We start from the raw sequence: 13192 nt of genomic DNA, 5'->3' as shown, positions 1-13192 counted from the left end.
GCTATTTTGTCGCTCTTAAAAGGTGCCCGTAGAATAGTTCTTTTCCTGTCGTTGTCTTGGCCCACAATTCACCGGCTTCCAGACCAGAAGGCGAAAAATAACGGGAAGCAAATTGTGTCATATCTTCCAGTGAAACTCTGGGTGAATAGGTATTGAGAATAAGAAACCCTCCTTCATCCAACAGGTTGTATGCGGTTTCAAGTAGAGATTCCAGTTTATTTTCAATTTTCCATTTTTCGCCTTTCGCTCCGATTCCCCATGCAGGAGGGTCCATCAGTACACCTTTGTAAGTATTGCCTCGTTTAACTTCGCGTTCGGCAAATTTCAAAGCGTCCTCATGTACCCATTTTATATCTTGCAGATGATTTACTTCCATGTTATTTTTTGCCCAGGAAATAAGCTGTTTTACGCTATCAACATGTGTTACGATAGCTTCTCTTTCTCTGGCAACAATGCTGGCGGCTCCTGTATAAGCAAACATGTTCAGAAATTTATCTCCGGCTTGCAAATGATTCTGAATGTATTGCCAATTGATCTCCTGTTCCGGAAAAAGTCCCAGATGCTTGAATTTCGTAGTTTCCAGTAGGAACTGAAGTGATCCGAAGTAAATATTCCAGGCAGGTTGGTTTTTTGACCAGAATCCGGATTGCTTACCTTTCTCTTCAAAGTGAAGAGGATTATAATTCTCCCAGGAAGCAAATGACATTCCTGATTTGAAGTAGGCCTGAACTTCAGGACGAATGGTATAAATAGCTCCCCATCTTTCCAGTTTCTTTCCTCCGCCTGCATCAATAAGCTCGTAATCCTCGAAGGGAGAAGTAAACCACTTTTTCAATTCCATACTGCAAAGATGAAAAAACTATCCGGAAAATTTAACGAAGTACATTAACATGACCGTAGATCATCTCATTATCACCATTAATAGAAGTGTATTCCAGTTTATAGACGTATACACCATCCGGAACGGGTTGGCCGTTGTAGGTGCCATCCCATTGGAATCGTTTGTCATCACTGTAGAATAACTCTTCTCCCCAACGGTTGAAAATACGGACTTTTAGACTCACTACATTTATCGTCGAAGCGGCAAAGTAGTCATTTCTTCCACTACCGTTTGGAGTTATTGTATTTGGAACATAAATATAGAATTCCGGAGTGATTGTTATCGGTTTGGTAATTGAGTCACGACAGCCCAGATCATTTTCTGCATACAATGTGATGAGATAGTTACCGGGTTCGTCATACGTATTACTTCCGTGTACTTGTGTTGATGTTTGACCATCACCAAATTCCCAGAAGTAAACCGATCCGCCAATTGTTGTGTTCTGGAACTGAATAGGGAGGTCTTCAAACAACGTTCCTGAACTGATGACAAAGTTAGCAACGGGTTGAACTACTTCTACTTCTGCAAAATCATTAACTGTGAATGTTTGACAATCATCACTGACTATGACCTGAATCAGACCGGTTTGTCTGGGAGATACCCACACCTGATTAGTTGTTTCACCACTATGAGGCCAATAGTAATAATAGTCTCCGAACCCTCCGGTTGCTCCTGCGGTAAGAAGAGCCGAATCACCCAGACAAATAGTTGTGTCTCCTAATACATAAGGAACAAGTGGAGGACTTGTGATGGTCACGGATACACTATCCAGTGCCTGTTCACCGCATTTATCTTCTACCAAAATGTAATATTTGGTAGAAACTCCTGGTTTAACAACCTGCGTATTGGATGTGCCATACTCCTCTCCAAAATTATCAGACCAACGGTAAGTGTAATCACCTGATCCGCCAATTGCCTCTACAGAAAATGTATACTCTATATACGGACATGGATCAACAACATCATCCGAAACATTTAACTGAATAGGAGGAGGATTAGGTACAATAACAGTATTGGATGCTGAAGCGGATTGATTCAGACAGTTATCAGTTACAGTTACAGTATAACTTGTCGTTACAGATGGCTGTACAGAAATTGATTCTGTTGTTTCTCCCGTACTCCATTGATAATTATATCCTGATCCACCACCACTGACAGTTGGTGTAAGTGTTATTTCATTACCCGGACATTCCAGTTCTTCATCATCTAACGTGACCAGAACCGGAGCAACATCATCTATTGCCAGGGTTATAGTATAATTTTCATTTCCTCCACAGGGGTCGGGAATTCCAAATTCTATAATAATATCTTCCAGTCCTTCGGCTATTCCGTCAGCTAAGGCTGATATAGTAAACGAAACCTGTGATTGTCCGCTGGCAAAAGTTACGGAGCTCGGTATGTTATCAGTATAATCTGTTCCCGGAGTAGCAGAACCTGTTACGGAAATAGGTACAGTCATAGGAGATGATAAGTCTTCACCATAACGGGTAAGAGTTACTGTAGCATCCGTACATCCTTCAGCCATTGTGTAGTCGTTGTCAAACGATAATGAAGAGAGCTGGTAGCTTACATCAACCGTTACCGGACTGGAAAAGGAATTTGCCTCAAGGAATATTCCTGAATCATAGATTCCGTCTCCGACATCCGCAATAGCGATAATAATATGATAAGTTTCTCCACAAATAACATTTGATGAGGCTGTTAAAACGGTCGTCATACCGTCGTACTGAATAAACTGAGGGTTGCTATTCTGAGGAGAAGAATTTCCTGTTCCGTTATTTCTATAATAGATGTTATTATTTCGCCAGTTACCATAGGCAGCATCACAGTTAGAGGAATTGGCTCCTGAGGCGGAACCGACAGATCCCGAGTTAACAGTATTAATTGCTACGGGTGCATTGGTTCCGGGAATTAAAGCTATGTTTTGTCTGCCGGGAATACCGGGACCGGAAATAAAGAAAGCAAATACGTCATTGAAATCTGTACAGACATATTCGGGATATTCCTCGGAGGCAAAAACATAGCGGAATTCAACATAGTCCGAATAGGGTACAAAATCAAATTCTAAAACAGCCGCATTAAAAGTTCCTCCGCCGTTTGAAAGGCTGTTAAGCAAACTGTATCCGGGTCTGTTGTTGTCAATTCCTGCATTTACTCTGTCATTTGGTCCATGAGGTCCGTGACGTTCTCCAGCAGTTTGTGTATTGTGAATTGTTCCGGTTGTCATGATCAGCCCTTCCTGAATACCAACATTGGCATTGGTGCTGTTAAACTGACCTATTGCCTGAGCGGATCCGGTGTAATTTACATTGCTGACGGTAACCCCACTACCCACCAAGACATTTTGAACAAGAGCCTGAGGACTTTGATTACCGGAAGTTACTAATTGCGACTTTACACTAAAAGGTAAAAAGGCAAGGTAAAAGAAAACTATGTGTAACAGTAACTTCATATTTCATATATAACGTTTAAAATAGAAAAACGTTGTTAGTTATCGTCTCATTTTCAAAAAATTCACATTTTTTAAGAGAGTTGAGCGAAGAAATTAAACTAAATTAGCATAATTGACAAATAGCAAATTTCGTTCCAAACTTTAAAAACGGTAAACGTGAATTTTATTTCAAAATTACGTCTTTTTTTCCTTAAACGAATAAAAATTAACGGGTTAAATCCTGATTCTTATCAGCCCTTATGGGGGGTTGAAGTAAGTCGCCTGGTTCTGCTATCTGTCCTTTTCTTATTTTTTCTTTTATTTTTTGGCTTGAGTATTCTGATCGTGAGTTACACACCTGCTAAGGGGCTTCTCCCGGATTCGGTTCGTAATACAGACAGGGTGACGCTTGAACAGCAATATTTGAAAATTGATTCACTTATGTCGCGTTTGGAGATGCAGGAAAAGTATATCTCTGATGTGAAGAAGATTATTCTGGGTGAGCCGTTGGGTGAAGATATCCCGGAAGATACTTTGGGGGAGAATACGGCTCAGAATCTGGAAGATGTATCAACTGATTTTTCTGCTTCGGAAAGGAACCTTGCTGAAAAAGTTCGCGATGAGATAAAAGAGGATCAGGGGTTTGAGGAAGGTCATGAAAAACTAGAAGGGTTGTATTTCTTTCCTCCTGTAAATGGAGTTTTGTCGGCTAAGATGGAGAACGGACATCTGGGGGTGGATGTCGTTACCGAAGAAAAAGCAACGATTAAGTCTGTACTGGACGGAACCGTCATTTTTTCAGATTGGACAAATAGAGGTGGTAGGACAGTAATTGTTACGCATGGTAACGGATACATCTCAGTGTACATGCATGCCAGTGTGTTGTTAAAGAAAGCCGGAGATCGTGTCCGGGGAGGAGATCCGGTTGCTATTGTAGGTAATTCAGGAGAAAATACGACAGGTCCGCACCTTCATTTTGAGTTAATATTTAATGGGAAATATGTTAACCCGCTAAATTACATAAGCTTCAAATAATTTGGCTATTTTTGCACCGCTTATATAAAATCGCAAATATGAAAGAAGAAATTGAATCCCTTATAGGAGCTTTGAACAATCGTTTTACAGCCCACCCATGGCATGGTATTTCTATTGGAGATAAATCTCCCGAAATCGTGAATGCATTTATCGAGATCATACCGGAAGATGCAATAAAGTACGAAGTAGATAAGGATTCCGGATATATAATGGTTGATCGTCCGCAAAAGTTTTCTAATCATATGCCATGTATGTACGGGTTTGTTCCGCAAACCTATTGTGATACAAAAGTTGCAGAATTTTGTGCGGAAAAGACAGGAAGAGAAGACATCGTCGGAGATCATGATCCTTTGGATATTTGTGTTTTGAGTGAAAGGAATGTAAGCAGAGGAGGGATTCTTGCAGAAGCTAAAGTTATTGGAGGTTTCCGAATGATAGACGGAGGCGAGGCTGATGATAAAATAATAGCTGTACTGAAAGGCGATCAGGCTTACGGAGAGATGTCGGATATCTCACAAATGCCGAAAATGGTAATTGACCGTGTGAAACATTTCTTCCTGACTTATAAAGATTTGGAAGGTACCTCAAAAAATGTTGAAATAACACATGTTTATGGTAAAGATGAAGCGCTGGAAGTGATAAAGAGGAGTAATGAAGATTACGTATCGAAGTTTGGAGATGCAAACGAGCAGCTAAAGGCGGCTCTGGAGCGTTTTTTTACAGTTAAAGCATAAGATTAGTAAAAGCCTGAACCTATCGTTCAGGCTTTTTTTACAACCTTTTCACTACTTTTTTCGTCCTGATTTAAGAACCCAAAAAACTCAAAATGAACAAAGTACTACTATCTCTGTTTTCAATGATGTTTCTAACGGTGTCTGTTGCACAGACAGATAACTTTGTTTTAGTTGATCATGATGATTTTGAATACCAGGTTCCGGTTTCGTACGTGGTGCCGATGTCACTGAATGATTGGAATGAATATCCGCAGAATGATCAATGTGTTCCGGAAGGACAACGAGCATTGTTATGTAATTTCAGAAATGATTACACAGGGTTAGCTCTAAATAAAGAGATAGAGATATGTCCCGGTTCAGATTATTACTTCACCTGGCAAATGGGAAATTGTTACCTGGCCGAGAATAATAATGGTTCATTTATTAAGCCACATGTTCGTGTTGTGGTTGAAGATGCTCTGGGTACAATATTATTTCAGGATGATTGGGCAAACCTCACCAATTGGCAAACCTATCAAACGACAGTATTTAATCCTGCAACATCGAGTATATTTTTTAAACTGTACACTGAGATCCCCGGAGCTTCATTTGGGAATGATCTGGTTTTTGATGATCTTAGACTGTATCAGAATAATCCAACCTATAGTTATATAGATGATAACGGGTCAGAAATTGCATTGTGTACGGATGATGCTGCAGTTGATTTAGCAGATTATTTTGTACAACCCAGTGTTTCTGGAGTATGGAATGGTCCCAGTGTTCTGACAAATGGAGTTGAAGGGACTTTTGATCCGGCTGTTAATCTATCTGGGGATTATACCTATACGACACAGGGAGCTCCTCTTTGTCCGGATACAACCTCTGTTTTTCAGGTTGTAGTGGGAGTGACACCTCAACTGGACCCCGTAAGTAATGTAGATATTTGTGGAGGATATGAACTGGAAGTGATTCAGGGAACTGATTTGTCCGGGAATGAAGCATATTATACGCAATCCGGGGGGGGAGGAACCCAGTATATGGCAGGAGATGTTATTACTTCCGATGTAACATTATTTGTTTATGATGAAGACCAGAACTCTTCTGTTTGTAATGCAGAAATTAGTTTTTCGATTACGATTCATGACGCTCCTGATGCGGGTGATGATTTTGCAGACTTGATTTGTTTGCCATCTGCAACAACAACTCTTACTCTTTCTGATAATATGGGAGTCCATGATAATAATGGAGCATGGGAGGAAGTAAGTGCAAATGCTTCCGGAAGCTTTAATGCAACAACATCTGAATTAGGTCTGTCCGGAATCGGAGAAGGAGTTTATGAGTTTATTTACGTAGTACCTGCTATTGGGGGGTGTGAAGCTGATACGAGTTATCATACGATTACAATTCTTGAAACTCCGCAACCTCAGATTTCATCTTCTGATACGAATATTTGTTTTCCGGACGTCATTACATTTGATCCCGGTACGCAGGAAAATGATGGTTTTATATTCGACTGGGCATTTGGAAACGGTACCGTAGCTTCTGATGAAAATCCGGTGGTTAGTTTTACTGCGGAAGGATGTTATACGGTTGACCTGACAGTTACTAATAATGGTTTTTGTTCGGTATCGGTGCAGGAACCCAATTTCATTTGTGCATATCCTACTCCGATAGCTGATTTTAGTATGGATCAGGACTCGCTTGATGCTGCTTCTCCAATTTTGACAGGGGAAAACTTATCAGTGGGTGCAGATGGATTTTTGTGGACGTTCGGAGATGGAGGTACATCAACCGACACGGATCTCAATTATTCTTTTGAAGGAGCAGAGGGTGGTTATTATTCAGTCTCTCTTGTTGCCTATACAGATCAGGGGTGTGCGGATACAATGACACAGAGTATTTTTATGTTTAACCAGTTTGTTCTTACTATTCCAAATGTCTTTACTCCTAATAATGATGGAGCAAATGATCTATTTACTGTCTATGTGGAAGGAACAAAAAGTCTCGAATGGACTGTTTTTGACCGATGGGGATTGGTGATGGCAAGAGGTAAGCAAAATATGGAGCCTAATGCGCAGTATATCCAGGTTTGGGATGGGACAGTGGATGGAATGGAAGCAACAGAAGGAGTTTATTTCTTCAGAGTAAATTACGAGAACTATTTTGATGAAACGGGTGTGGAACATGGAAATATTTCACTCTTCAGAAAGTAACGCTTGTCAATTGATCTTTTAGGTCGTAACTTTGCACCCGTCTATGGTGAAAATTCGCAATATAGAGTTGGGTGAATTCCCTTTGTTACTTGCTCCTATGGAGGATGTAAGCGATCCTCCTTTTCGTGCTTTATGTAAGGAGAGTGGTGCTGATCTGATGTATACCGAATTTATTTCTTCCGAAGGCTTGATTCGGGATGCAGCCAAAAGTGTTGCGAAGCTGGATATTTATGAATATGAGCGCCCCATAGGGATTCAGATTTTCGGTTCTGAGATTGAGTCCATGAAAGAGGCTGCCCGTATTATTGAGAAGACCAATCCTGATATTATAGACATCAACTACGGATGTCCCGTAAAAAAAGTTGCTTGTAAAGGTGCCGGAGCCGGAATATTGCAGGATATTCCCAAGATGATCCGGCTAACGGAAGAAATTGTGAAGTCTACTTCTTTACCTGTTACTGTCAAAACCCGATTGGGTTGGGATGACAACAGTAAGCACATATATGAAGTAGCAGAGCGACTTCAGGATGTTGGAATAGAGGCACTGTCTATTCACGGAAGAACGCGGAAACAAATGTACAAGGGAGAGGCAGACTGGACGTTGATAGGCGATGTCAAGAACAATCCCCGAATGCATATACCTATCTTTGGTAATGGTGATATTGATACTCCGGAAAAAGCAGTGGAGTATAAAAATAAGTATGGTGTTGATGGTGTCATGATTGGACGGGCAAGTATTGGTTACCCGTGGATTTTCAGAGAGATTAAACATTATATTGAAACAAAAGAACACTTGGACGGACCCACGTTTAAGGAAAGACTGGATGTTACCCGAAGACATTTAGAAATGTCTGTGAAATGGAAGGGGGAAACTTTAGGTGTAATAGAGATGAAGAGACATTACACAAACTATTTTAAAGGGATTCCACATTTCAAGGAATACAGAACTAAACTGGTTACCTCTTTTGATTTACAGGAAGTTCGTGATACGCTGGATGAAATTGAGTTGAAATTTACAGAGTTAGTTGAATGATTTTCTTGACTTTCTGACAAGGTAAGATACAGGTAGCCAGCTACTCAGTATTCCAATTATACCAGTGACTCCAAGAATTAACAGACTATCCGTAACGGACATCACCACCGGAAAAGCTTCTCCTCCTGAATTAGGGAGTGTTAAGAAGGCTCCAAAGAACTGAACAGAAACAATTCCGTAACCGAATAACAGTCCTAATAAAATCCCTGATCCGGAGATTAATAATCCTTGTTTGAAAAAGATAGAGAAGACGCCTTTCTCAGTCAGACCAATTGCTTTTAAAGTTTTCAGATTAGGAGTCTTTTCTATAAATAACATGGTAAGAGAAGCAACCATATTAAATGTTGCTAGCGCAAAAATAAAAATGAGAATACAGAAGACAATAATCTTTTCAATTTTGGATGTTTTATAGATCAATTCATTTTTTTCAAGGTGTGTTTTAATCTCAAAATCACTTCCCAGTAACAAAGCTATCTCTTCCCGGATTTTTTCCAGATTCCCTAAGTCATTAACATTTACAGCCAGTCGAGTTATATCTTTTTCATAACCAAGAAGATCGGAAGCAGTTTCTAAAGGGACGATAAGAAAAGAGCTGTTAACCTCCCTGTTATAATTTACTGAAGCATCAATAAGAAAAGCATCTGATTTAAACGGGTTTGATGAACGCATAATTTTTGCGTCCCGGGAAGGAGCGTAGACAAGAATTCTTTCCGGGTTGCTTTCGAAAATAATGCCATCCAGTTTGTTGAGTAGACCAATCCCGATATAAGAGCTTTTTTTGTAATCTTTACTAAGTGTATGCCCTTGAACTAAGTGCTCTTTGAGTCTGATCATCTCGTAAAACACGGGTTCTACACCTAATAATGTTCCGTTTACCCACTTGTTTCCATGTTTGATAATGACAACTTCTTCTATCTGTTTAGAGATATGAGAAACACCATCAATTTTTTGAATTTCATCTACAGGAACAAAGTCTGCGTTTACTGTTTTTCCTTTCTTGGATGTTATGGTGATGTGTGGATCAAAATCAGAGTAGAGATCATGAACCAAAGATTCGATTCCGTTAAATGCTGATAGAACAATTACCATTGCTGCCGTACTTACCATTAGACCCAGAATGGCAATTCGGGTAATGATATTGATAATACTTTTCGATTGTTTTGAAAAATAATACCGTTTAGCAACAAAAAAGGAAAAGTTCACTCTACTTTTTTAATAAATCATCAATTTTCATCGCATAATCGAGGGAATCGTCGATTACGAATACAAACTCGGGGACTTTACGTAGGTTTTTTAGAGCCGTGGCAATAACGCCTCTGATTTTAGACTTGTTATCATTAATATGTTTCAATACATCTTCTGTTTCGGCAGAACCAAAAATACTCAGATAAACTCTTGCGAATGATAGATCTGCTGAAATACTAACTTTCGTAACCGTCACCATGTTTCCTAAGGTGTACTCCCGTGCGTTGCGCTGAAAAAAAACAGACAATTCGCGTAGCATTGCTGTTTCAACTTTGTTTTGTCTAACTGAACCCATGCGACAAAGTTACGAATTGTTTGTTCAAAGTGAGAGAACGAGTTGAAAAACGTATCTTTGTGCGGTTACACAATAGAGTAAGTGAGGTTTTGCTGATGAAAACAATACGAGAAATATACCGTTACACATTCCACTATAAGGTACAGGCAATCCTGACCATATTTTACAACTTTTTGTTTGTCATTTTCAATCTGGTTTCTTTAGCATTATTTGTTCCCTTTCTTGAATTGATCTTTAGCAATGATTTTCCGGAAACAGCTCCTGTTGCCCCTGTCTGGGATGGAAACTTTTTTGATTACAGTTCAGACTATTATACCTACTACATGGAGAACTACCTGTTCGTGAACGGGCAGGAGAAAGCACTGTTGTTTATTTGTATAAGCGTCCTTTCTGCTTTTTTTCTGAAGAATCTTTTCAGATACCTGGCTATCTATCACCAGTCGCAATTGCGAATGGCTGTTGTGAGAGATATAAGAGATACTATTTTTTCGAAAACACTTCGGTTACCAATGTCGTTTTACTCGGAAGAGAAAAAGGGAGACCTTATGTCTCGGATGAGTACAGATGTTAATGAAATAGAAATTGCTGTGGTTGCTGTTTTGCAATTGATATTCCGGGATCCTATTGATGTTTTGTTAACGGTTTCTCTTTTGCTCTATTGGAGTCCTGAACTAACCTTGGTGTCTTTTGTTGTATTGCCTCTTTCCGCTTTTGTCATTTCGAGAATTGGAAAAAGTCTCAAACGGACTGCAAGGGAAGGACAGGACCAGATGGGAAGGGTCTTTTCTATTATAGAGGAGACGCTGGGAGGAATCCGTATCATAAAAGCATTCAATGCTTCAGAGATGGTTCGCGGAAAGTTTGCAAAGGCAAACCTGCGACATCAGAAACTCATCACTTCGACTTTTAGAAAGAGAGATTTGTCAAGCCCTTTAAATGAGTTTTTAGGGGCTTTTGTTATGCTTGTTATTGTTTATTTCGGAGGGAAAATTGTTCTGAGTGGAGAAGGAAACCAATTAACAGGTTCTCAGTTTTTGGGATTCATTATCGTTTTCTCTCAGCTGTTGCGTCCCATTCAGAGTATAGCTCAGAATATAGGGAACTTACAAAAAGCCAAAGTAAGTCTTGACAGAATTAATCAGGTAATTGATACGGATGAGGTAATACATGATCCGATAGATCCGCTTGATTTTAATGGAATAAAAGAGGCTGTCGTGTATAATGATATTTGTTTCTCATACGGAGACCAGCAAGTAATTAACCATGTTAGCTTCTCTGTTCCTCGTGGGAGGACCGTTGCTTTGGTGGGTGAATCAGGGAGTGGAAAATCGACTTTGTCGGATTTGTTACCCCGTTTTTATGATGTTTCGTCGGGAAGTGTTTGTATTGATGGTGTGGATATTCGCCGATTTAGGGTGGAAGATTTGCGAAAAGAAATAGGTATTGTTTCCCAGGAGTCGATACTTTTCAATGATACTATTCGCAATAATATTGCTTTTGGTAACCCGGATGCTTCTCTGGAACAAATTCAAGCTGCTGCCCGTATTGCGAATGCACATGAGTTTATTGAACAGCAGGAACAAGGTTATGAGACGATTATTGGGGACAGAGGAAATAAATTAAGTGGCGGACAAAAACAGCGTATCAGTATTGCCCGTGCAATTCTTAAGGATCCTCAGATCCTGATTTTGGATGAAGCGACGTCTGCTTTGGATACTGAATCCGAGAAATTGGTGCAGGATGCCCTAGAAAAATTAATGAGTAACAGAACATCAATTGTTATCGCACACAGATTAAGTACTGTCCGTCATGCGGATGAAATCATAGTCCTGCAGAAAGGGGAGGTTGTCGAAAGAGGAAATCATGATGAATTAATTGCAAAAAAGGGGCTGTATCAACGCCTTTGTAGTTTACAGGGATTGAGTTAAATCACGAATTTTTCCGATTAAGTTTTAATATTAACCGTTCATCAATTTTGTATCAAGTTTTTTTGACGGTTTTTGAAATAGCTGTATATTCGGCAGCGTAATCGCAAAATAAAATTTAGAATTATGAAAAAAATTTACTTTTTGGCAGCGTCTTTATTGATGAGTGCCGGGGTGTTTGCTCAGACCAATTTTGGGTTTGAGAGTTGGACGAACGGTAATCCAGATGGTTGGACAACCTTAAATGTTGTTACTACAATCGGTGATGTTACAGATGGAGCAAATCCGGTTATTCCAGCTGCTGAGGAAACTACTGGAGCGACTGAAGGTTCAAGCTTTCTGAAGGCTACATCTTTTAATTTGGCTAATTCTTCAAATACACAACAGGCTCCAAATGGAGATTATGGATCAGTCGTATTTCAAAGTTTTCCTTCTACTGATAAGTATGAAGACTTTTCATTTGATGTTACTTATGATATTCAGACTTCTGATACTGCCATCCTATATGTAGAGGCAGTAGATGCAAATGATGATGTTGTTGGACAAGGATTTATTCGCGTTGGAGGTTCGGAATCTAACTTTACAACCGTTACAGTTCCTATGTCTTATACAGGTGATGTTGCTAGCTATTTTATAGCAATTTCTAGTAGTGAAAAGGAATTGTTTAGTAATTTCCCTTCTACTACTGCACCTGGGTCTTGGATTGGAGTAGATAATATTCAACTTGGGAATGTGCTTCTTGAAGCGCCAAACGTTTCTAATGTTGTTGCTTCAGATATTTCTAACAACGGAGATGGAACAGATTTGCAAGTGACTTTTGATGTTCCGGCTGATGAGAGTAATATTACTGCGTATTATGCTGTTGTTTTTGAGACTGGAGTTGCTTCACCTGGAATGGCTGCTGATCCAGCTGCTTTGATGACTAACGCTAATATTACTACGGAAATAACACCGAACGGATCGAATCAAACTGTGAACTTTACAGCAAGTGATATTTACCTTACTATTGTAGGGAACAGCTTCGTTCCTAATCCTATCGTAGAAGATGTTTCGTTTACTGTCTACATTTACACTGAGGGTGCTAACGGTCATGTAGGTGTATTTGCTTCTTCTAATGAAATCACACTTACAAGTCCAGGTACAGGAGGAATTAATGACAATGTTATTTCTGTTACGGCTTATCCAAACCCAGCGGCAGATATGCTAACTGTTTCTATGTCTGAAAACGCTTCTTCTGTTTCTGTAATTAGCATGGATGGAAAAGTTGTTGCTACTCAGGATGTGAATGGAACTGAGGCTACCATTAATGTTTCTTCATTGAATTCTGGAGTATACTTTTACGAAGTTGCTACTGAGAAGGGAAACATTGTTAGAAAATCTTTCGTGAAAAAATAATTGAATACACGTAATATTTTAAGCCCG

Annotated in this window: 10 protein-coding genes; 6 read left to right on the top strand and 4 right to left on the bottom strand. The window is 39.6% G+C overall.

Going from position 1 to position 13192, the window contains the following annotated elements:
- Nucleotide 1: 1 nt before the first annotated feature.
- The gene (locus ABDZ97_RS16360) at nt 2-841 is read right to left on the bottom strand and encodes a class I SAM-dependent methyltransferase (RefSeq protein ID WP_343790341.1); all 840 of its coding nucleotides are present in this window, start codon (nt 839-841) and stop codon (nt 2-4) included.
- Between the two features lie 31 nt (nt 842-872).
- Nucleotides 873-3332, bottom strand: a complete 2460-nt coding sequence (locus ABDZ97_RS16355) for a choice-of-anchor L domain-containing protein (RefSeq protein WP_343790338.1) — start codon at nt 3330-3332, stop codon at nt 873-875.
- 156 nt (nt 3333-3488) lie between these two features.
- Here ABDZ97_RS16355 and ABDZ97_RS16350 point away from each other — a divergent pair, with 156 nt between their 5' ends.
- The 4 genes from ABDZ97_RS16350 (at nt 3489) to dusB (ending at nt 8305) form a co-directional block, all read left to right on the top strand.
- Nucleotides 3489-4346: a M23 family metallopeptidase gene (locus tag ABDZ97_RS16350; protein ID WP_343790335.1), complete on the top strand. Its 858-nt coding sequence runs from the start codon at nt 3489-3491 to the stop codon at nt 4344-4346.
- Between the two features lie 38 nt (nt 4347-4384).
- Nucleotides 4385-5080: an inorganic pyrophosphatase gene (locus ABDZ97_RS16345; RefSeq protein WP_425542674.1), complete on the top strand. Its 696-nt coding sequence runs from the start codon at nt 4385-4387 to the stop codon at nt 5078-5080.
- A gap of 92 nt (nt 5081-5172) precedes the next feature.
- Complete coding sequence (locus ABDZ97_RS16340; RefSeq protein WP_343790332.1) at nt 5173-7272, top strand: PKD domain-containing protein; 2100 nt, start codon at nt 5173-5175, stop codon at nt 7270-7272.
- A gap of 43 nt (nt 7273-7315) precedes the next feature.
- On the top strand, nt 7316-8305 hold the full coding sequence (gene dusB / locus ABDZ97_RS16335; RefSeq protein WP_343790329.1) for a tRNA dihydrouridine synthase DusB: 990 nt from the start codon (nt 7316-7318) through the stop codon (nt 8303-8305).
- Here the strand turns inward: dusB and ABDZ97_RS16330 are convergent.
- Both ABDZ97_RS16330 and rbfA read right to left on the bottom strand, forming a co-directional pair.
- Nucleotides 8294-9508, bottom strand: a complete 1215-nt coding sequence (locus ABDZ97_RS16330) for an FtsX-like permease family protein (protein WP_343790326.1) — start codon at nt 9506-9508, stop codon at nt 8294-8296. The two genes, dusB and ABDZ97_RS16330, sit on opposite strands and share 12 nt — an antisense overlap.
- 1 nt (nt 9509) lies before the next feature.
- Nucleotides 9510-9845, bottom strand: a complete 336-nt coding sequence (gene rbfA / locus ABDZ97_RS16325) for a 30S ribosome-binding factor RbfA (protein ID WP_343790323.1) — start codon at nt 9843-9845, stop codon at nt 9510-9512.
- A gap of 95 nt (nt 9846-9940) precedes the next feature.
- On the opposite strand from rbfA, the gene ABDZ97_RS16320 reads away from it, so the two are divergent.
- The gene (locus tag ABDZ97_RS16320; protein WP_343790320.1) at nt 9941-11773 is read left to right on the top strand and encodes an ABC transporter ATP-binding protein; all 1833 of its coding nucleotides are present in this window, start codon (nt 9941-9943) and stop codon (nt 11771-11773) included.
- Between the two features lie 123 nt (nt 11774-11896).
- The gene (locus tag ABDZ97_RS16315; protein WP_343790317.1) at nt 11897-13165 is read left to right on the top strand and encodes a T9SS type A sorting domain-containing protein; all 1269 of its coding nucleotides are present in this window, start codon (nt 11897-11899) and stop codon (nt 13163-13165) included.
- The last annotated feature ends 27 nt before the right edge of the window (nt 13166-13192 follow it).

The organism is Wandonia haliotis (assembly GCF_039523435.1).
GTDB lineage: Bacteria > Bacteroidota > Bacteroidia > Flavobacteriales_D > Crocinitomicaceae > Wandonia > Wandonia haliotis.
Note: the sequence above shows the minus strand (reverse complement) of the source record. Positions and strands in the feature narration are given on the sequence as shown.